Source organism: Tenacibaculum dicentrarchi, assembly GCF_964036635.1.
Lineage (GTDB): Bacteria > Bacteroidota > Bacteroidia > Flavobacteriales > Flavobacteriaceae > Polaribacter > Polaribacter dicentrarchi.
Genome location: NZ_OZ038524.1, coordinates 946,317 through 966,409, shown reverse-complemented (window position 1 = coordinate 966,409; position 20,093 = coordinate 946,317). Strand labels below are relative to the sequence as shown.

The following is a 20,093-nucleotide window of genomic DNA, read 5'->3' as shown; positions in this document are numbered from 1 at the left end:
GTATTTTTCATTTTTCTTATTTTTTTCATGAATATCATCATAATTACAGGCGGAAGCAAAGGTATTGGAAAGGCATTGACTCAAAAATATGCTTCTGAAAATTACACCGTTTTTTCATTAGCTAGAACTTCTTCTGAAATTTCAGAAATAAAAAATATACAAAATATTAAAGTTGATTTAGCTGATAGCATAGCAACTCAAACTATTTTTACGGCTCTTTTAGATAAAATTATCCATCAAAATTCAACTTCTAAAATAACGTCAATTACCTTAATTAATAACGCTGGGCGTTTAGGTAAAATAGCCCATTTAGAAAACTTAGAAGCCAATGATATTGCAAAATCTATGCAATTAAATATTACTACGCCACTTATTTTATCAGGATTATTTATCAAAAAAACACCACATCTAGCTTGTAAAAAACAAATTATCAATATTTCATCAGGAGCATCTAAAAAACCGTATGAAGGCTGGAGCGTGTATTGTACCTCAAAAGCTGGTTTGAATATGCTAACAAAAACCATAGCCTTAGAACAAGCCGAACTTCAAAATGGCGTAAAATGTATCGCTATTTACCCTGGTGTTGTTGCTACAGATATGCAAACTAAAATCAGAAATACTCACAAAAATGATTTTAAAAATCTACAACGTTTTATCGATTTAAAAAATCAAAATAAATTATACACGCCTAGTTTTGTTGCCGATACTATTTATAAAATTGATACTGAAAATCAATTAAAAAGTGGCGTTATTTTTGATATTCGGAATATTTAATACGCATCTACATCCATAATAAAACGAATCGACCTAAAATCTTTCACACTTTCAAAAGAATTTTTAACCCTAATAATTTGTTCTTTTGTTTTTCCTAACGATTGTTTTGGCGGAATTTTAATTACTAAATTTTTAATATATAAATTTCGAACACGAGATACGGCAGGCGTTGTAGGTCCTAATACATTTTGCGCAAACACATTTTGCAATGATTTCACTAACCAATTTACACCCATTTCTACACGAACAGGGTCTTTATGTTTTAGCGTAATTTTAATCAATTTATAATATGGTGGATACTTAAAATTCCAACGTTCCTGCAATTGTTCTTTATACATTTCGGCGTAATTAGTGGTCGAAACTTGCTGTAATATTTGATGATTCGGATTGTAGGTTTGTATCGCAACATTTCCTTGTTTTTTGCTACGTCCTGCTCTACCCGACACCTGAACCATTAACTGATACGCTCTTTCGTGGGCTCTAAAATCGGGGAAATTTAACATCGAATCGGCACTTAAAATCCCCACTAACGATACATTTTCAAAATCCAAGCCTTTCGATAACATTTGTGTTCCTACTAAAATATCAATTTCTTGTGCCTCAAAGGCTCCAATTATTTTTTGATAGCCGTATTTTCCACGTGTGGTATCTAAATCCATTCTTCCGATGTTATAATCAGGAAATAAAGTTTTTAGTTCTAGCTCAATTTGCTCTGTTCCAAAGCCTTTTGTATCAAGTGTTGTACTTCCACAAGCCCCGCAATTATTAGGCATCGCACGTTGGTAGCTACAATAATGACATTTTAATTCTCGCCTAAATTTATGAAATGTTAAACTCACATCACAATTTGGGCATTCTGGTGAAATACCACAAGTATCACATTCTACAACGGGAGAAAAACCACGCCTGTTTTGAAATAAAATAACCTGTTCTTTTTGCTCCAAAGCATCGGTAATCATGGTTAATAACCTATCGGAAAAATGCCCTTTCATTTGCTTTTTTCGATATTTTTCTTTGATATCAATCAGTTCGATTTTTGGCAGTTGAATGTTTCCAAAACGACGGGTTAATTCAACAAAACCATATTTATTTTGCTTGGCATTAAAATAACTTTCTAACGATGGCGTTGCCGAACCTAACAATACTTTTGCCTTGTGTAAATGTCCTAAAACAATTGCCGAATCGCGGGCATTATAGCGTGGTGATGGTTCAAATTGTTTGTACGAAGTTTCATGCTCTTCATCAATTACAATTAATCCTAAGTTTGAAAATGGTAAAAAACCAGCCGAACGAGCGCCTAAAATTATCTGTGCTTTTGGCTTATTTTCTAACACGTTATTCCAAACTTCTACCCGCTCATTCATGGAATATTTTGAATGAAAAACAGATATAAAATCGCCAAAATAACGTTCTAATCTACTAATTATTTGTGTTGTTAATGCTATTTCGGGCAATAAAAACAATACTTGTTTTCCTTCTGCAACAACTTCTTTTATCAGTTTTACATAAATTTCTGTTTTCCCTGAACCTGTAACCCCGTGTAATAAGGTTACATTTTGAGTTTCAAAAGATGTTTTAATTTCATTAAAAGATTGTGTTTGAAAATCGTTTAATTCTTTAATTTGATTGGTTTCTCCTTCAAAATTAATTCTATCGGTTTGAATTTGATAAAACTCAAAAATTTCTTTATCAACCAAGGCTTTTAATATTGCTGATGAAACGCCTGATTTCTCTTCTAATTCTTTTGCTTTTATTGGTTTTTTACTACTTGCTAATTGAAAATAAGTAAGCAATGCTTCCCGTTGTTTTTTTGCTCTTGATAAATTTTCTAATAATTTTTGAAGGGCTTCATTCGATTCATAAACAGCATTTAAACGAACAAATTTTACTAATTTTGGTTTATAGGTTTCATAAATTTCTTCTTTGATAAAAGCGACTTCTTTCTGAATTAGAGAATCAATAATTGGTAAAGTTGTTTTTTTACTGATGATATTTGCAACTTCATGAATTGTAAGTTGTGAACTATTTTGAAGGGCTTCAAAAATTAAAAATTCATCATCAGTTAAAATAGTTTCATCGGTAAAAGTGTCATTTTTATAGATAATTGTTTCACTTTCTAGCATAAAAGCCGACGGTAACGAAGCTCTATAAACATCGCCTAACGAACACATATAATAGCTCGAAATCCATTGCCAATGCTTTAATTGACGTTCGTTTACAATAGGAAATTCATCTAAAATTTGATGAATATCTTTTGCTTTATACGATTCAGGTGCATTTTGATGAATATCAAAAACAAGTGCTGTATAAATTTTACTTTTCCCAAAAGAAACCGCCACTCGCATTCCTTTTTTAAGAAACGAAAATTCGGCTTTATTTACACAATATGTAAATGTTTTTTGTAATGGAATAGGTAATATAACGTCGATAAAATACATGATAAATTTTAGTGATTTTTCGGTTGAAAATATCTATTTAATGAAATTCACTAAAATGGATAATATCAAAATTACAAAAAAAATATTAAATTTTAGCACGGGGTTTTATGCCTTTTTTTAACAGATATATATCATAGAGACGCCGATTTATCGTGTCTTTATCTGTTGCTAAAAATCTGAAGTAAATGCAATGCTGAAATAAATTCAGAAATACGTTGAAGAATTTTAAAATAAATTATAATAAAAGACGCGATAAATCGCGTCTCTACCATACCATATTTTTATAAATAAATTTAACGAATAAATTTCAAATAAAAATTCTCTACTTTGGTTCTTGCCCAAGGTGTTGTTCTTAAAAATTTCAAACTCGATTTATAAGTAGGATTATTTTTAAAACAATTAATATTTAAAATTTCTCCTAACTCTTCCCAGCCATATTCTAAGTATAATTCTTCTAAAATGGTCGCTAATTTTATTCCGTGAAGCGGATTATTTGGTTGTTCTTGGCTCATATTTTGACTCGTAATTTTATCTAAAAAAACAAAAATAAAGGTTCTATTTGATTAATTCATCTAATAACCTTCTTACTTTAATCAGCTTAACTTCACTTCTTATTTTTACAAAACAATATCAACACATTTTTAGGTAATAATTCATTAAAACATTAACCAAAATAAGGTTATTTATTTGTCATTTTTCAATATTTTAGCATATACTTTTAAATAAAAAATTTTAGAATGAAAAATACTGCATTAACACATATTCACGAAGCTTTAGGAGCAAAAATAGTTCCTTTTGCGGGTTATAACATGCCTGTACAATACGAAGGAATCAATATAGAACACGAAACGGTTAGAAAAGGCGTTGGTGTTTTTGATGTAAGTCACATGGGAGAATTTTTCTTAAAAGGAGAAAATGCCTTAGCTTTAATTCAAAAAGTAACCACAAACGATGCTTCAAAATTAGTTCCTGGTAAAGCGCAATATAGCTGTATGCCAAATGCTGATGGCGGAATTGTAGATGATTTAATTATTTACATGATTGCTGAAAACGAGTATATGTTAGTTGTAAACGCATCTAACATTGAAAAAGATTGGAATTGGATTGCTAGCCATAATGACTTAAATGTTACTATGGAAAACCGTTCTGATGACTGGTCTTTATTAGCTATTCAAGGACCAAAAGCTGTAGAAGCTATGCAGTCGTTAACAGCTGTAAATTTATCAACCATTAAATTTTACACCTTTGAAATTGCTGATTTTGCAGGGATTCCTAACGTTGTTATTTCGGCAACGGGGTACACAGGTTCTGGTGGATTTGAAATTTATGTAAAAAACAAAGATGTAGAGCAACTTTGGAAAAAAGTTTTTGAAGCTGGTGCAGACTGGAATATTAAACCAATCGGTTTAGCAGCTCGTGATACTTTACGTTTAGAAATGGGTTATTGTTTATATGGTAACGATATCGATGACACAACTTCTCCTTTAGAAGCTGGTTTAGGTTGGATTACTAAATTCACAAAAGACTTTGTAAATTCTCAAGCGTTAAAGGCTCAAAAAGAAGCTGGTGTTACTAAAAAATTAGTTGCTTTTGAATTAACAGAGCGTGGTATTCCTCGTCATGACTATGAAATAGTTGATGCTGAAGGTACTGTAATTGGTCGTGTTACTTCTGGAACAATGAGTCCTTCTTTAGGCAAAGGAATTGGTTTAGGATACGTTACTAAAGAAAATTCAAAATTAAATTCTGATATTTTTATTCAAGTTCGTAAAAAACAATTAGCTGCAAAAGTGGTTAAATTACCTTTTTACAAAGGATAAGAAAATTTTATCATATATATATAAAAAAGCAACTCTTTTTAAGGGTTGTTTTTTTGTTAAATTATTTTAAAATAAGGTTTTTCATCGACTATTTAGAAGAATTATTTGGAGCTATTTCCCGCTTTCCGCACTCGCTTTTTTTGTTTTTTTAAAGGAAAAAACAAAAAAGAGCTCAAACAATTGCTACAATCGGGGCTAAACATCCGTTGTTTATTTTTAGTGTAAATATGTAAAATAGTAACTATCAATTTTTACATATTTACACTAAAAATAAATTACTATTTAGGTTTAATTACATACAAGCCTTTATTATCCGCATCAAAAGCATTTGAAGGATAAAAAACCTTTAAAAAACTTACTGAATTTTTATCTGTATATATTTTAGGTAACACATAATAAGATACATAATGTACAGGGTTTAAAAAAGAACCCACATATTTAATTCCTTGTTCTTTAAATTTAAATACCTCATTTTTTATTTTGAGTTCAAGATAAATTGTTCCCATAAATGACACAGGAATGTTGGTATATACAATTGTTCCATGAGTATTTTGTTTTTGATAAAAATGTGATTTTATCCCTTCATATTTTGGATAGATTAATTTATTTTCTTTTGATACATCAACAAAATCGGGAGTTCCTGAAAATTGTTCATCACCTGACGACCAGGTAGCGTATTTATTATTTTCAGGATTTTTAAGTAAAATTAATTTGGTGTATTTCTCTGGATATTTTGTTAAAATTTTACCTTTTGAATAAAATTTTATTCCATTATTATCAGCTTCCTTTTTTGAAATATAAATTCCGAACCAGTCATTATCAATTTTAAAATATACTTTGTAATTTTTAGCCCCGTATGTTTCGGTATTCGCATAAATAACAATACTTGCTTTATGGTAATAATCTTCTATTATATTTAAAAAACCTGCCAACTCTAATTGATTTCCCGAAGCTTTAATTACTTTTTTAAGTATTGTTTGTTTTACTTCTTTTTTGGTTAAATCATACACTGCTTCTTCTGTAAAAATATACGACCCTAAATCGGAAAAGCTAATATTATCGGTTCTTTCAATATTAAATACTATTTCTCCTAAGTTATTTATTTTTATAATATCGTTACCGCTATTGAGTATAAAGTAATTTCCTTTTTCATCATAAGAAATTGAATTATAACTACTTTCAGATATTTTTAATATTTCTGATTTTTCACTATAAACACCTTCTTTTAAAGCTGGATAACTATCATACTCTTTCTTTTTAAATAATGAATTAGACATTATATTTATAGTCGTACATTTTTGAATAAAAACTAACAGTAAAAAACCCCATAGTAGCATATATTTATATTTTTTTATCATCTTTTATAAGTCTAAAATTCAAATTACAATTATATCAATCAAAAAACCATAAAAAAAGGAGAAATTCAATACTGAATTTCTCCTTTTAACCCAATTAAAAAAACTAAAATGATTAATGTTCTTTTTTCGTATCGTTCGTATCTTTTGATGCTTTGTTCCAAATTTTTATTTTATCATCTTTGGTAACACCTTCTAAAACCTCAACATTTACACCATCAGAAGTTCCTAATTTAACCGTTATTTTTTCAAATTTATCATCAGAATTTTTAACCTCAACATACGGTTTTTCTGTTTTTTTATCAAACCTAAGCAAGGCTTCTTTTATTGATAAAACCGAATCTTTTTTCTCTAAAACAATATCTGCATTTGCGCTATATCCTGCTCTAATAAAATATTCATCATCTAAAGTAACATCGGCTTTAATTTTAAACTGTACCGCTCCACCTTCATCAGTTCCTTTTGGCGCTATAAAGTTTAAAACCGCAGGGAATTTCTTGTTTTCAATCGCCCCGATAGCAATATCGATATTACTTCCTTTAATTAATTTTCCTACTTCCGATTCATCTACTTTTCCTTCAAAAATCATTTTAGTCATATCAGCAATACGAGCAATTGTTGTTCCTGCATTAAAATCGTTGGTTTGTGTAACCTGATAGCCTTTTTTAACAGGAATTTCAACAATCATACCCGAAGTTGTTGCTCTAATACTTGTATTTGCAGCACTTCCTAAACCTGATGTTGTTCCTTTTTTAATAATATCCATGTCCGATTTTGCGTTGGCTAATAACAAACGAGCGTTGTTATAATTTAATTCCGCATTTTCAAAATCTTGACGAGAAATTACTCCTTTATCAAATAAATTTTTATTTCTATCAAACTGTAGCTTTGCATTATTAAACGATAATTTTGCATTTTTCACACTACCATTTGCTCTGTTTAAAGACGCTACGTTAGGAACAACTCTAACTTTTGCTATTAAATCGCCTGCTTTGACAATAGCACCTTCTTCCACTAAAATTTCAGAAACAATACCAGCTATTTGGGGTTTAATTTCAACCTCTTCTAAAGGAATTACCTTTCCTGTTGCTACGGTTTTTTTAACTATTGTTGTTCTAAATGCTGTTTCTGTTTCGTATGCTATAATATTTTTTTTGTTCTTTTTTGCGAACCATATTAACGCTATTGCAAATAATATTGCTACAATTCCTAAAATAATTTTTGCTCTCTTACTCATAATTTGTTAATTGATTTATTCTTCTCTTAATGCTTCGATTGGTTTGATTACTGTTGCCATATGTGCAGGTATTAATCCTATTAAAGTTCCTAATACTACCAAAGTAGTAAAGGCAATTAATATAATTGGAATGTTTACCGTTGGATTGATTAATTTAGCATCGGGTCCTTGCCCAAAAGCCATATCTATTAAATAAAGTACCAGTGCGCCCAATATAATTCCTAGCATCCCGGCGATAGTCGTTAAAAAAACAGATTCTAATACAATTTGTTGTCGGATACTTTTAGGTGTTGCTCCTAAGGCTCTACGGATTCCTATTTCTTTGGTACGCTCTTTTACCGTTATTAATAAAATATTACCAATTGCAAAAACTCCCGCTATTAAAGTAGCAATTCCTACAAACCATGTTAAAAATTGCATTCCTGTTAAAAAGCCTGTGAACTTTGCTATTTCAACCCCTAAATTTACGCTTCCGAAGGCTTTTTTATCATCAGGATGCACTTTATGTAGGTTTTTTAAGGTTAATAACACATCTTTTTCTAGTTGTTTAATATCTACTCCTTCATTGGCTGTTATCATCATCCAATGAATTTTATCACCCATATTATACACCTGCTGAAAGGTTGTAAATGGAATATAAGCACAAGCGCCATCAAAATTAACACTGCTTGACTCTTTATAAACTCCAATTACTTTATAGTTGATATTGTTAATTTTGATGTATTCTCCTATTGGTTTTTCATTTTTTTCGAATAATTGTTTATAAATATCTTCGGCAATTACCGTTACTTTTGCTTTAGATAAAATATCATTTTCGTTTAAAAAACGCCCATAAATTAAGTTCTTTTTTTGCACCTGATCTAAAATAGGATAATCGCCACTAATATCAAAACTTCCAGATTTGAAACCTTTAACTATCTTCCCGTTTGATTGACTTCTTGGTGCTAATAATTTTATTTCTTTAAACTCTTTTTTTAATATTTTAACATCCGTTAATGTGGGTAAAAAACGTCTTCCTTTTTGAAAACCTTTAAAAGGTCTGTCGGTAGATTGCGTCCATACAAAAACGCTATTGGTTGCAAAATTTCCAAAAATTTTCTTAAAACTATTTTCCATCCCTCGAGATGCCCCTAACAGAACAACTAATAAAAATATCCCCCAAAGAACCCCTATAATTGTTATTACGGTTCTAACTTTATTTTTACGGATGCTTCCATAAATTTCTTGCCAAGTATCTGAATCAAATAAAAATTTCATAATTAATCTGCTCTTAATGCTTCAATTGGTTTAATATTCGCGGCTCTTTTTGCAGGTAAATATCCTGCAATTAAGCCCGATAAAACTAAAACAACAGTTGCTCCTATTACAATCCCTGGGCTTACGCTAGGATCTTTTATAAAATATTTCTCTAAACTATCGCCAAGTAAACTTAAAATATAGGTTCCTAACGACAGCCCTAAATACCCTGCAATTGTAGTTATTAATACAGATTCTTGTACTACCATTCCTACTATTGATGAAGGCTTTGCTCCTAATGCTTTTCGAATACCAAATTCTTTGGTACGTTCTTTAATTACAAAAATCATAATATTACTAATTCCTATAATACCAGCGATTAAAGTTCCTGAGCCTACAAAAATGACAATAAAATACAACGCCATCATAAAAGTACCAATACCTTTATTTGCTTCCGCCATATTCCGTACCGAAAGTGCCACTTGATCGTCTGGATGAATGCCTAAATTTTTACGTAAATCACGCTCCATTTTATTTCCAAAAGCAATTGCCTGATCTAAACTTAGTTTAGGGTCATAACCTACAACAATTTGACTTAAATGGTCGTTATTTCCATAAATCATCTGTGCTGTAGTAACAGGCATATAGGTTTGACGCTCTTCTCTATCGCCTCCATCATCAGAAAAAATACCGATAATTAAATAAGATATTCCGTTTACACTTACTCGTTTTCCTAAGGCTGGTTTTTCACCAAATAAATCTTGCTTTACCAAACGACCAATAACAATAACTTTCGATTTTTCTTGTAAATCGCGCGTGTTAATATATCTACCTTGATCAATAATTGTTTTCTCTAAAAATTGATGATCAGGATGAACGGCTCTTAAACTATACTTATCTGATTTATTTTTATACGAAATACTTACATTCTTATAAATACGCGCCGTTAAGTGCTGAATTTTATCATCATATTCTTTTTTGATAAAATTGAAATCTTTATTTTTAAGTTGAATTTCTCGCCCTGTTTGTAAGCCTTTATAAGGTTTTGATGTTTTCCAAACACGAATTCTCATGGTATTCATGGCATCATCAACAAAAGCGCCTCTAAACGAATTACTTAATCCGCTTACAATTCCAAAAAGTAAGGTAAATAGTAAAATTGCAAAAGCCACGGTAAAGCCAGACATTACCGAACGTAATTTATTTTTACTGATGCTTTGAAATATTTCTCTCCAACGATCTAAATCAAACATATTTAAATTGATTTAGATTTAACTTTATTTTCGATGTTTGCAGTTAATTCATCACTAATAATAACCCCATCTTTTAAACGAATTATTCTTTTAGTTTGTTCGGCAACCTCTTCTTCGTGGGTAATTACAAAAACCGTCATTCCTTCTTCATTAATTCCTTTTAATAAATCCATCACCGAATCGGTAGTTGTAGAATCTAACGCACCTGTAGGCTCATCAGCTAAAACAACTTTGGGTTTTGTAGCTAAAGCTCTTGCAATAGCAACCCGTTGTTTTTGCCCACCCGAAAGTTCATTTGGCAAATGATGCGCCCATTCTTTTAAGCCTACTTTTTCTAAATATTCTAAGGCAATTACTGCGCGTTCTTTTCTGTTTACACCTTTATAATATAAGGGCAATGCTACGTTTTCTAGAGCAGTTTTATAAGATATTAAATTAAAAGACTGAAAAATAAATCCTAAAAATTTATTTCGTAAAACAGCTGCTTTAGTTTCATTTAAATTTTCAATTAATTGATTATTTAAATAATATTTTCCTTCATCGTGTGAATCTAACAAGCCAACAATATTTAATAAAGTTGATTTTCCTGAACCTGATGAACCCATAATAGATACAAATTCTCCTTCTTTAATATGTAAATCTAGTCCTTTTAAAACATGAAGTGAGTCTTTACCAATTGGGTAAGATTTGTGTAAGTTTTCTATTCGAATCATTGCGCTAGTTAGTTTTAAAGATAAAAAATACTGATGCTTAATTTGCAACTAATTTTATGTTAAATTAGTATTTACTTCCTTACAAGACGCTTAATTTTGATTTATGTTACAAAATATTTTTATATTTTTAAAAACCATTCATCAAAAACAAATAAATGACTGATTTACCTGCTGATAAAAAAATAATTCTGTTTGATGGAGTTTGTAATTTTTGCAACTCTTCAATTTTAAAAATAATTAAATTTGATAAAAAAAACCAGTTTATTTTTACCTCTTTACAGTCGGATATTGGTAAAAAAATACTTGTACATTTAGGAATTGACACTACAAAAATTGATTCCATTATTTTATATGAACCGACTATTTCTTATGATATCAAATCGACAGCAGTTTTAAAAATAATGGCTTGTTTTGGTGGTTTTTGGCGTTTAACAGTATTTTTAAGGTTTTTACCCGAAGGATTTCGTAATTTTTGCTATGATATTATCGCAAAAAACAGGTATAAATGGTTTGGCAAAAAAGAAACTTGTATAATTCCATCTAAAGAAATAAAAGAGAAGTTTTTATAAAAAACAAACCCACTTAACAATATGTTAGCGGGCTTATTCAATTCAAAATTGGGGGATTATTCTATGAGAAGAAGAGACTTCTTCTATTCTTTTAGTTATTAAAATAAATTTTAGAAGCTCCTAAACCTACAGGTGAAGCATATATTTCTGATTTAGTATTTATATCAAAAACTTTTAATTTACTTAATTTTTTAAACGCATATTCTACCGTAAATAATTGATTTTGTCTTACATTCATTCCGTAAATTGAACCAACATTTACACTATTTTCTGCAGTTAATTTTGTTGCAGTTTCATTTATTGAATGTACTTTTTTATCTTTTGTGGTATAATAATATACATTTCCATTTTGATACGTCATTAAACTTGCATTTGCCATTTTCGGGAATGCTAATTCTTTAATTATCTTTTTAGTCGATACATCAATAAATGAAATTGCAGAAGTTGTTCTGTCAATAACTTTCGACCAATCGGCATTATAAACAGGTTTTCCTTCAGATAAAACAATTAAATTTCCAGCGTTATCAAAAGCCATTTCATCTGGATTATCTTTTACAGTAATTGTTGAAACACTATTATTTGCCTTTAAATCGACCACAGAAATAATATTACTTGACGACCAAGCTCCTTTGTGAGAAATATATAATTTATGATCTTTATTTAAAATTTGTTCTACACCGTTTTCTAAAGAAATAGTTGTTGTTTCAATTTTATTTGTTTTCAAATCGATAATAGCTACATAATCATCTTTAGTATTTCCGCCATCGCCCCAATTGGTAACATATCCTTTATCGCCTACAACGGTCATATATCTAGGGTTTTTTAAGCCTGTCGTAATTTCTGCTTTTTTCTTAAACGTTATTTTATCAGCAATAATAATGGTGTTTACATCATTTAAAATAATATAAGCTTCTGTATCGGTAAATGTAATTGATTGAATTAATCCACCTAATTGCGCATTATTTTCACCTGTATAAACGAAATTTGTTGCTAACTTCGATAATTGACTATTTACGTAAGCAATCGAGCCATCTTTATTTCCAAATCCTCCTTCCGAACTAATAATAATTCCTTTAGTATATTCACTTGGAAGTTCTTTAATTGGGGCATCATCACTAGAACAAGAAGTAATAAGTAAACTCCCTAAAAAAAGCGATAAAAATATTTTTGTAATTTTCATTTTATTAAAATTTATAGTTGATATTAATATTAAAATTTGTTCCAGGCATCGGGCGTAAATTTGAGAAATAATACACTTTGTTAAATATATTATTAACAGTTAGCCCAATTATAGGAAGGTTTATTTTTGTTGTTGATAACTTAAAATTAAGTCCTATATTTTGTACGTTTACTTTTTTGAGCGAATAAAAATCTAAATTTATTTCGTTGGTATATACTTTACTTTGATATAAACTCTGTAGAAAAATACTAATTTTTTTATAAGAATAATCGGCAGTAAAATTCCATAAATGCTTTGGAGCATATGGCAAAATTTTATTATTTTCGATATTTTCAGCCGTTGTAAACGTGTAATTCGATGAAATAGCAAATCGATGTTCTGCTATTTTTTTTTGAAAACTGATAAACGATTCTATTCCTTTATGAACTACATCATTTACATTTTTTGGTCGCCATAAATTACTATTTCCAGCGGGCAGCCATAAAATTTTATCATTTATATGAATATAAAATGCTGTTGATTTTAACTCTATATTTTTATTTTTAAAAGAAACACCCGCTTCTCCTTGAACCGAATTTTCTGCTACTAAATGTAAGTTTCCTACTATCGGCCAATACATTTCGTTATACGTTGGCACTCTGTAATTGGTAGAGAAATTCGCTGAAAAATTTACTTTTGAAGCTATTTTATATTCACCTGCTACAAATACAGAAACAGGCACGTTAAAATCTGAATTAAGTTCTTTTCTTAGCTGAAAACTTGTTTTAACTTTTTTTAAAGGCTGATATTTTACACTTCCGATAAAAGCGATTGAATTTCTTTTTTTAGTTATTTTTGAATTATCTCCAATCATATTCTCTTTGATATTCCCATTGATGTTTTCAAAAACAGTTTTATAATTAAAAGATAAAATATTCGAAGGTTTATAAGTCAGATTATAATTGATATGTGTCGTTTGCGATTTTCCAAAACTAAAATCGATAGCATTTTTATTGGTATAATAGTGATATTCTTGGGTTAAATAAGCAATACTTAGTAGCTGTTTAAATTCAGATGAATACTTATAGTTCCACTGTAATAAATTGCGTTGGTTAAAATCTTCATTGCGTTCACTTCCTGCTGATGGATTTGGTAATCCATCGGAAAACAACCGATTTCCGTAATATTTTGTGGTATAAAAAGCGAGTTTATTTTTTGAATTAAATTGATGCGCGATATTAAAATTAACGCCATAATTTTTATAGTTTCCATTTTTATTTTTCAATAAACGCCCATTTTCATCTTTATATCGCTTATCGATAAAGGTATAATTATTATCAGAATAATTAAATGTAGAAGCCAATTTTACGCTCCATTTTTTATCAGCAAAAGCACTTTTAAAAAAGTTAGAACTTGTATTAAAACTTCCAAAAGAAGAAAAAATATGGATTTTTTGATGTTTCGTAAAATTTATTTCATCGTTTAAATGCACCGTTCCGCCGATAGCTCCCGAGCCAAAATCGGTACTATTTCCGCCACTTTGAACAGTTACAATATCGCTAATATTAGCAGATAAGGCATTAAAATCGGTTTGACCGCTACCAACCGAATTAATCGGGATTCCATTCCAAAGTACCAAAGTATTCGAAGCCGAAGTTCCTCTAAAACGAGCCGTACTTACACCCCCGTTTCCATAATCTCTAAAGGAAATTGGGCTGTTATATCGTAAAAGATTGGTGAAATTAATAGGGTTTTTAACTTGTTGTTTTATGCCTATTTTTATGGATTTTACACGTATTTTTTTAGGAGCTATTTTTTTATTTCCAACAACTACCACTTCCTCTAAAACATTCGAAATCGAATCTTTTTGAGCAAAGCAAGAAAATGCCAGTATAAAAAATAATATAAAAAGTACGTGTTTTTTCATAAATATATTAAAAACCTTTATCCCGAAAGTTTGAATTATTTAAAATATAGGCAGGTCTCCTGGCTTGCGTCTTGTAATTGGTCTTCCCATTTCTAAAAAACAGTGACTAAAGAATTATTACAAGCTTTCTAGCTTACAGTTGCGGGAACAGCTTCGGTATTTAACCGAATTCCCTTTTAATTTGATGTTATGTTTTTAAACATCAAAACCTAAATTTTCGGCAAATGTAGACTATTATTTTAATAATAAGAATTCATTATCATTAAAAAAGCTATTATTCACTTTTTCTAAAAAATGTTTACAATATTTGCAATAAATTCATTTATTATAATTATTAATTATGATGTATTATATCTCTGGCGGAGAACGTTCAGGAAAAAGCAGTTATGCACAAGAATTAGCAGAATCATTATCAGAAAACCCTTATTATTTAGCAACTTCAAGGATTTGGGATGCCGATTTTAAAAAACGTGTAGACAGACATATTTCTGATAGAGATGAACGTTGGACAACTATTGAAGAAGAAAAAAACATCAGTAATGTAATTCCTAAAAATGCCACCGTAGTTATTGATTGCGTTACTTTATGGCTAACTAATTTTTATTTAGATACTAAAAATGATGTTCAAGAAAGTTTACATTTAGCTACTCAAGAAATTGACAAACTAATTGAAATTGATGCAACTATTATTATTATTTCAAATGAAATAGGAATGGGTTTACATGCCGATACTAAAATTGGTAGAAAATTCACCGAATTACAAGGTTGGACGAATCAATATATTGCAAAAAAAGCCGATAAAGCCACTTTTATGGTATCAGGATTGCCTTTAACTTTAAAATAAAAAACTAAAAAAATGTATTCTACTGATATAAAACCACTTTCAAATACGCTAAAAACTGCACTTCAGGATAAAATTAATTTCAAAACAAAACCAATTGGTTCGTTAGGAGTTTTAGAAGAGATTGCTTTACAAATAGGACAAATTCAAAACAGTCTTACTCCTACCATATCAAAACCAACTATTGTTGTTTTTGCTGGCGACCACGGAATTGTAAAATCAAAATCGGTGAGTCCTTATCCGCAGGAAGTAACACAACAAATGGTGTTAAATTTCTTGAACAATGGAGCTGCAATTAATGTTTTTTGTAATCAGAATGATATCAATTTAAAAATTGTTGATGCAGGTGTAAACGCTGATTTTGAACCAAATATTAATTTGATATCAGCAAAAATAGCTAAAGGAACAAAAGATTATAGTATTGAAAAAGCAATGACCACAGAAGAGTGTTTATCAGCTTTAGATAAAGGAAAAAAACTAGTTACAGAATTACATAAACAAGGAACAAATACTATTGGTTTTGGTGAAATGGGAATTGGAAACACTTCTTCTGCTTCTTTATTGATGAGTTATTTTACGGATATTTCTATTGAAGATTGTGTTGGAAAAGGAACTGGTTTAGATGATTCTGGAGTTCTTAAAAAAGCCGAAACCCTTAAAAAAGTAGTTGATTTACATCAAAAAAATATTCAAAATCCAATAGATGCTTTAGCTACTTTTGGTGGTTTTGAAATTGTAATGATGTGTGGTGCAATGCTAGAAGCGGCATCTTTAAAAATGACCATTTTAGTAGACGGATTTATTGTTACTTCGGCATTATTAGCCGCACAAGCTATTAATAAAAATGTTTTAGATTACTGTATTTTTTGCCATACATCAGGCGAACAAGGTCATGAAAAAATGTTACAATTTTTAAATGCAAAACCACTCTTAAATATTGGTTTACGTTTAGGTGAAGGAACTGGTAGTGCTATTGCTTTTCCTATTGTAAAAGCTGCGGTTAGTTTTTTAAATGAAATGGCAACTTTTAAAAGTGCCAATGTATCTGAAGCTTAATTCATGAAAAATCAAATTCATTATTTTTTAACAGCTATTTTATTTTTCACTCGAATTCCTTGCCCAAAATGGGTAAATCATTCTCCTGAAATTTTAAATAAAAGTAGTCGTTATTTTTCATTAGTCGGTATTCTTATTGGCTCAATTTCAGGATTTATTTATGTTGGTACATCTTTTTTATTCACCCCAAGTATTGCACTTGTTTTTAGTTTGATTGCTTCTGTTTGGACAACAGGCGCTTTTCATGAAGATGGTTTTGCTGATGTTTGCGATGGTTTTGGTGGCGGTTGGACGAAAGATAAAATTTTAACCATCATGAAAGATTCTAGATTAGGAACTTATGGTGTTGTAGGAATTATCTGTCTTTTATCGATTAAATTATTGAGTTTACACGAGCTTTTACAACTCAATAATTCGGTACAAAATATTCCTTTAGTATTGATTTCTGGACACGCAATTAGCCGATTTATCGCTACTATTTTATTATATACTCACGAATATGTAAGAGATATTGATACTGCTAAAGTAAAACCAACCACAAAAAAAATGAGTACAAAAGCGCTTATTATTTCTGGTTTCTTTGGAATACTACCTCTTGTATTTTTTCAAGATATTAAAATATTTGCCGTTTTAATTCCATTATTATTGACCTATTTATATATGAGTCATTTTTTCAAAAAATGGATTGGCGGACAAACTGGCGATTGTGCTGGGGCATTACAACAAGTATCCGAAGTTATTTTTTATTTATCAATACTTATTTTATGGAAATTATTTTAGTCAGACATACAACTCCAAATATTGAAAAAGGAATCTGCTACGGACAAGCAGACATTGGTGTTATTGATACTTTTTTAGAAGAAGTACCCCTAATTTTAAAAGAAGTTCCTGTAAATGATACTGAAACTGCTTATTATTCAAGTCCTTTAAAACGTTGTAAATTATTAGCAGAACAATTATCAGATACTATTATTTTTGATGATAGATTAAAAGAACTTGATTTTGGAGATTGGGAACTGAAAAAATGGGATGATATTAACAAGCCCGAGTTAGATATTTGGATGAACGATTTTGTAAATATTACGGTTACAAATGGCGAATCTTATATTGATTTGCACACCAGAACTGTTCAGTTTTTAAACGAAATTAAACGCTTAAAAAAACAACATATTGTTATCGTTACACATGCTGGAGTTATCAGAAGTTTATGGGCTTATGTAAACAATATTTCTTTAGAAAATTCTTTCGATTTAAAATTAAAATACGGAGATATTATCAAATTCACACTATAATTCAATCATCAAAATGAAACAGTTTTTAATATTTCTTATTTTTTCATTATTTTTTATCCAATGTAAAACATCAAAAGAAAAAGACAGCCAAACAATAACAGCAAACCAAAGTCCTATTAAATATGCAAAAGGCTTTGATATTATTACTGAAAATAATCAGAAAAAATTAATCATTAAAAAAGTATTTCAAAACTCAGATAAACAATTTGAATTTACACTTACCAATAAAACTGATATTTCTAAAAATCAACTAAAAGTTCCTGTTGAAAAATTAGTCGTTACAAGTACTACGCATATACCGATGCTAGAACTTTTAAATAGTGAGAAAAAATTAGTCGGATTTCCACATGCAAAATATATTTCATCAGAAAAAACAAGAAAAAGAATTGATGCTGGAAAAATTACAGAATTAGGAAATGAACAAAGTATGAATACCGAAAAACTACTAGATTTACAACCCGAATTAGTTATTGGTTTCTCTTTACATCCAAATAGTAAATTATACGAAAACATTAAAAAATCAGGTATTCCTGTTGTTTTTAATGGCGATTGGTTAGAAGAAACACCTTTAGGAAGAGCCGAATGGATTAAATTTTTTGGTGTACTTTTAAATAAAGAAAAACAAGCTGATAGTATTTTTAATACGATTGAAAAAAATTATTTAGAAGCTAAAAAAACAGCTAAAAAAAGCTCTAATTATCCAACAATTTTATCAGGAAGTATGTTTAAAGAAGTTTGGAATGTTCCTGGAGGAAATAGTTTTACAGCTACTTTTTTTAAAGATGCTCATTTAAATTATTTATGGAAAGAAACTAAAAATACGGGTAGTTTACAATTAAGTTTTGAGAGTGCTTTAGATAAAGGAAAAAAAGCAAATTACTGGATTGGTTGTGGTTTATACGAAACAAAAGAACAATTATTAAGTGCGAATAAACATTATAAAGAATTCGATGCTTTAAATAATAAAAATACTTATACTATCGGTACAAAAAAAGGAAAAACAGGTGGACTTATCTATTTTGAACAATCACCAATTAGACCCGATTTAGTTTTAAAAGATATCATCAAAATTACCAATCCAACCGCATTTCCCAATTATGAATTGACCTTTTTTGAAAAAATAAAATAACCTTATTAGAAACAAAAAACTCCTGTTTATAGCAGGAGTTTTTTGTTAAAAAATTTTAAAATTGTTAGTTTCTAAATTTATTTTTTGTGATAATATTTTTGAGTCTTTCTTTTAAATCTGTACCTGTATCATAAATCATTTGTTCGTTTGATGGAAAATTTACCGATTGCAATCTTGTTAAATTAAAAAACGATTCATCTAAAGCCCTTCTATCGCCATCATAACGAGCGTAAATATGTTCAAAAATAAATTCGCTATCAATAGGAAAACTCTCTATTAATTGATTTGTTGAATTATCAAAATACTTTACAAGACCTGCTACTTTACTACTCTTAAATTGTGTAAAACGATATAACTGACATCTAATAGTTTTAAAATTATCAACTTTAATTTTAACACCTAAACTGTCTTTTACATAACCGCCCTTGTTATCTTTTAAATATTTAAAGCCATCTTTAAGTTGTTTTTCTTTGATAATTTCTTTTTCGTGAATTTTTTCGGGCGAAATAACAATACTTCTCAAATTTAACTCCACATCAAAATCATACTTTACTAAACTATTTTTTTCCGCATGATAAACCGTCCATAAATTATTTAATCCATAGGTGTCTAATGCTAATAAATCAGCTTCTAACCTTCTCGGAATTATTTGATTTGTTTGATTATTTAAAGATACAAAAATATAATCTGTTCCTTTTAAATGTGCTTGTTTCTGTAAATCGTTGGTATTTTTATAATTTGGTGATATTTTATTTAATTTGGTAAAAACAGTATATGAATTTCTATAATTCATCTTATTTTGATAGCCAGTATTTAATAAACGAACACCCTTTTGATATAAATAATTAGCATAATTTTCTTTGGCTTCAATAATATTAGTATCGTAATTAACCAAGTTAAAATCTACAATTTTACCTGTTGAAGCGTCGGTTAAAGGTAATAAGGGCTTAATTTTTTCTTGCCTGTTTTTTAAGCGATGATATAACGTATAAATAGCTTCTAAATTTGCAGAATTTGCTTCTTTTTTTAAATAATCTATTTTTTCTAAATCTCTATTTGTAGCCTTAAAAAAAGCATTTTGAAGCGTTATAACATAGGGTTGGTTTTTCGCTTTATACTTATTTTTTGCTAATTTTTTAATTGATAAAGCAATTGCTTTTTCATAATCGCCTGTATTTAATGCTTTTTCAGTGGTTTTAAGACTGTTACAAGAAAGCGTTACAAAGCTTATAAAAAGCAGTAATAAAGTAGTTTTTTTCATGAGTTTTAAATTTTGATAACAAAAGCAACTAAT

General features: G+C 29.4%; 18 protein-coding genes and 1 riboswitch. Of the genes, 8 read left to right on the top strand and 10 right to left on the bottom strand.

Going from position 1 to position 20,093, the window contains the following annotated elements; genetic code table 11:
• The first annotated feature begins 27 nt into the window (after nucleotides 1-27).
• The gene (locus ABNT14_RS04395; protein WP_101903470.1) at nucleotides 28-774 is read left to right on the top strand and encodes an SDR family NAD(P)-dependent oxidoreductase; all 747 of its coding nucleotides are present in this window, start codon (nucleotides 28-30) and stop codon (nucleotides 772-774) included.
• Here ABNT14_RS04395 and priA read toward each other — a convergent pair.
• Together priA and ABNT14_RS04385 are read right to left on the bottom strand one after the other, a co-directional pair.
• Nucleotides 771-3,212, bottom strand: coding sequence for a replication restart helicase PriA (gene priA, locus ABNT14_RS04390; protein ID WP_101903471.1), 2,442 nt, complete (start codon nucleotides 3,210-3,212; stop codon nucleotides 771-773). The genes ABNT14_RS04395 and priA overlap by 4 nt on opposite strands.
• 293 nt (nucleotides 3,213-3,505) lie before the next feature.
• Nucleotides 3,506-3,724, bottom strand: a complete 219-nt coding sequence (locus ABNT14_RS04385) for a VF530 family DNA-binding protein (RefSeq protein WP_101903472.1) — start codon at nucleotides 3,722-3,724, stop codon at nucleotides 3,506-3,508.
• A gap of 225 nt (nucleotides 3,725-3,949) precedes the next feature.
• Here ABNT14_RS04385 and gcvT point away from each other — a divergent pair, with 225 nt between their 5' ends.
• A complete protein-coding gene (gcvT, locus tag ABNT14_RS04380) occupies nucleotides 3,950-5,032 on the top strand; it encodes a glycine cleavage system aminomethyltransferase GcvT (protein ID WP_101903473.1) in 1,083 nt (360 codons plus the stop codon).
• Between the two features lie 278 nt (nucleotides 5,033-5,310).
• On the opposite strand, the gene ABNT14_RS04375 is transcribed toward gcvT, so the two are convergent.
• The 5 genes from ABNT14_RS04375 to ABNT14_RS04355 form a co-directional block, all read right to left on the bottom strand.
• Nucleotides 5,311-6,309, bottom strand: coding sequence for a hypothetical protein (locus ABNT14_RS04375; protein WP_101903474.1), 999 nt, complete (start codon nucleotides 6,307-6,309; stop codon nucleotides 5,311-5,313).
• Nucleotides 6,310-6,502: 193 nt separating this feature from the next.
• Complete coding sequence (locus ABNT14_RS04370) at nucleotides 6,503-7,624, bottom strand: efflux RND transporter periplasmic adaptor subunit (protein WP_101903475.1); 1,122 nt, start codon at nucleotides 7,622-7,624, stop codon at nucleotides 6,503-6,505.
• Between the two features lie 15 nt (nucleotides 7,625-7,639).
• Nucleotides 7,640-8,881, bottom strand: a complete 1,242-nt coding sequence (locus tag ABNT14_RS04365; RefSeq protein WP_101903476.1) for an ABC transporter permease — start codon at nucleotides 8,879-8,881, stop codon at nucleotides 7,640-7,642.
• A 2-nt stretch (nucleotides 8,882-8,883) separates the two neighbouring features.
• Nucleotides 8,884-10,113, bottom strand: a complete 1,230-nt coding sequence (locus ABNT14_RS04360) for an ABC transporter permease (protein WP_101903477.1) — start codon at nucleotides 10,111-10,113, stop codon at nucleotides 8,884-8,886.
• A 2-nt stretch (nucleotides 10,114-10,115) separates the two neighbouring features.
• Nucleotides 10,116-10,826 carry an ABC transporter ATP-binding protein gene (locus ABNT14_RS04355; RefSeq protein WP_101903478.1) on the bottom strand — a complete coding sequence of 237 codons (711 nt, stop codon included), beginning with the start codon at nucleotides 10,824-10,826 and terminating at the stop codon, nucleotides 10,116-10,118.
• Between the two features lie 155 nt (nucleotides 10,827-10,981).
• Between ABNT14_RS04355 and ABNT14_RS04350 the strand changes: the two genes are divergently transcribed.
• The gene (locus ABNT14_RS04350; RefSeq protein WP_101903479.1) at nucleotides 10,982-11,395 is read left to right on the top strand and encodes a thiol-disulfide oxidoreductase DCC family protein; all 414 of its coding nucleotides are present in this window, start codon (nucleotides 10,982-10,984) and stop codon (nucleotides 11,393-11,395) included.
• Nucleotides 11,396-11,486: 91 nt separating this feature from the next.
• Here the strand turns inward: ABNT14_RS04350 and ABNT14_RS04345 are convergent, their stop codons facing one another.
• Nucleotides 11,487-12,575 (bottom strand): YncE family protein, encoded by a 1,089-nt coding sequence (locus tag ABNT14_RS04345; RefSeq protein WP_101903480.1) that lies wholly within the window; start codon nucleotides 12,573-12,575, stop codon nucleotides 11,487-11,489.
• 4 nt (nucleotides 12,576-12,579) lie between these two features.
• Nucleotides 12,580-14,481, bottom strand: a complete 1,902-nt coding sequence (locus ABNT14_RS04340; RefSeq protein ID WP_101903481.1) for a TonB-dependent receptor plug domain-containing protein — start codon at nucleotides 14,479-14,481, stop codon at nucleotides 12,580-12,582.
• A gap of 32 nt (nucleotides 14,482-14,513) precedes the next feature.
• Nucleotides 14,514-14,709: riboswitch (cobalamin riboswitch) on the bottom strand.
• 112 nt (nucleotides 14,710-14,821) lie between these two features.
• Here ABNT14_RS04340 and ABNT14_RS04335 point away from each other — a divergent pair.
• From ABNT14_RS04335 to ABNT14_RS04315, 5 genes are read left to right on the top strand one after another with little or no spacing between them, the layout of a single operon-like run.
• Nucleotides 14,822-15,325 carry a bifunctional adenosylcobinamide kinase/adenosylcobinamide-phosphate guanylyltransferase gene (locus ABNT14_RS04335; RefSeq protein ID WP_101903482.1) on the top strand — a complete coding sequence of 168 codons (504 nt, stop codon included), beginning with the start codon at nucleotides 14,822-14,824 and terminating at the stop codon, nucleotides 15,323-15,325.
• Nucleotides 15,326-15,337: 12 nt separating this feature from the next.
• Entirely contained in the window at nucleotides 15,338-16,378 is a 1,041-nt protein-coding gene (gene cobT, locus ABNT14_RS04330; protein ID WP_101903483.1) for a nicotinate-nucleotide--dimethylbenzimidazole phosphoribosyltransferase, read from the top strand.
• A 3-nt stretch (nucleotides 16,379-16,381) separates the two neighbouring features.
• On the top strand, nucleotides 16,382-17,158 hold the full coding sequence (locus ABNT14_RS04325; protein ID WP_101903484.1) for an adenosylcobinamide-GDP ribazoletransferase: 777 nt from the start codon (nucleotides 16,382-16,384) through the stop codon (nucleotides 17,156-17,158).
• Nucleotides 17,143-17,670 (top strand): alpha-ribazole phosphatase, encoded by a 528-nt coding sequence (cobC, locus tag ABNT14_RS04320; protein ID WP_159459557.1) that lies wholly within the window; start codon nucleotides 17,143-17,145, stop codon nucleotides 17,668-17,670. Before ABNT14_RS04325 ends, cobC begins: the two co-directional genes overlap by 16 nt.
• 13 nt (nucleotides 17,671-17,683) lie before the next feature.
• On the top strand, nucleotides 17,684-18,799 hold the full coding sequence (locus tag ABNT14_RS04315; RefSeq protein ID WP_101903486.1) for an ABC transporter substrate-binding protein: 1,116 nt from the start codon (nucleotides 17,684-17,686) through the stop codon (nucleotides 18,797-18,799).
• Nucleotides 18,800-18,863: 64 nt separating this feature from the next.
• Here ABNT14_RS04315 and ABNT14_RS04310 read toward each other — a convergent pair whose 3' ends face one another.
• Entirely contained in the window at nucleotides 18,864-20,060 is a 1,197-nt protein-coding gene (locus ABNT14_RS04310; RefSeq protein ID WP_101903487.1) for a hypothetical protein, read from the bottom strand.
• Nucleotides 20,061-20,093: the final 33 nt, after the last annotated feature.

What these genes read in the sequence shown, in the direction of transcription:
- ABNT14_RS04395 (WP_101903470.1), top strand. Translation starts at nt 28, where the DNA reads ATGAATATCATCATAATTACAGGCGGAAGCAAAGGTATTGGAAAGGCA.
- priA (WP_101903471.1), bottom strand. Translation starts at nt 3,212, where the DNA reads ATGTATTTTATCGACGTTATATTACCTATTCCATTACAAAAAACATTT.
- ABNT14_RS04385 (WP_101903472.1), bottom strand. Translation starts at nt 3,724, where the DNA reads ATGAGCCAAGAACAACCAAATAATCCGCTTCACGGAATAAAATTAGCG.
- gcvT (WP_101903473.1), top strand. Translation starts at nt 3,950, where the DNA reads ATGAAAAATACTGCATTAACACATATTCACGAAGCTTTAGGAGCAAAA.
- ABNT14_RS04375 (WP_101903474.1), bottom strand. Translation starts at nt 6,309, where the DNA reads ATGTCTAATTCATTATTTAAAAAGAAAGAGTATGATAGTTATCCAGCT.
- ABNT14_RS04370 (WP_101903475.1), bottom strand. Translation starts at nt 7,624, where the DNA reads ATGAGTAAGAGAGCAAAAATTATTTTAGGAATTGTAGCAATATTATTT.
- ABNT14_RS04365 (WP_101903476.1), bottom strand. Translation starts at nt 8,881, where the DNA reads ATGAAATTTTTATTTGATTCAGATACTTGGCAAGAAATTTATGGAAGC.
- ABNT14_RS04360 (WP_101903477.1), bottom strand. Translation starts at nt 10,113, where the DNA reads ATGTTTGATTTAGATCGTTGGAGAGAAATATTTCAAAGCATCAGTAAA.
- ABNT14_RS04355 (WP_101903478.1), bottom strand. Translation starts at nt 10,826, where the DNA reads ATGATTCGAATAGAAAACTTACACAAATCTTACCCAATTGGTAAAGAC.
- ABNT14_RS04350 (WP_101903479.1), top strand. Translation starts at nt 10,982, where the DNA reads ATGACTGATTTACCTGCTGATAAAAAAATAATTCTGTTTGATGGAGTT.
- ABNT14_RS04345 (WP_101903480.1), bottom strand. Translation starts at nt 12,575, where the DNA reads ATGAAAATTACAAAAATATTTTTATCGCTTTTTTTAGGGAGTTTACTT.
- ABNT14_RS04340 (WP_101903481.1), bottom strand. Translation starts at nt 14,481, where the DNA reads ATGAAAAAACACGTACTTTTTATATTATTTTTTATACTGGCATTTTCT.
- ABNT14_RS04335 (WP_101903482.1), top strand. Translation starts at nt 14,822, where the DNA reads ATGATGTATTATATCTCTGGCGGAGAACGTTCAGGAAAAAGCAGTTAT.
- cobT (WP_101903483.1), top strand. Translation starts at nt 15,338, where the DNA reads ATGTATTCTACTGATATAAAACCACTTTCAAATACGCTAAAAACTGCA.
- ABNT14_RS04325 (WP_101903484.1), top strand. Translation starts at nt 16,382, where the DNA reads ATGAAAAATCAAATTCATTATTTTTTAACAGCTATTTTATTTTTCACT.
- cobC (WP_159459557.1), top strand. Translation starts at nt 17,143, where the DNA reads ATGGAAATTATTTTAGTCAGACATACAACTCCAAATATTGAAAAAGGA.
- ABNT14_RS04315 (WP_101903486.1), top strand. Translation starts at nt 17,684, where the DNA reads ATGAAACAGTTTTTAATATTTCTTATTTTTTCATTATTTTTTATCCAA.
- ABNT14_RS04310 (WP_101903487.1), bottom strand. Translation starts at nt 20,060, where the DNA reads ATGAAAAAAACTACTTTATTACTGCTTTTTATAAGCTTTGTAACGCTT.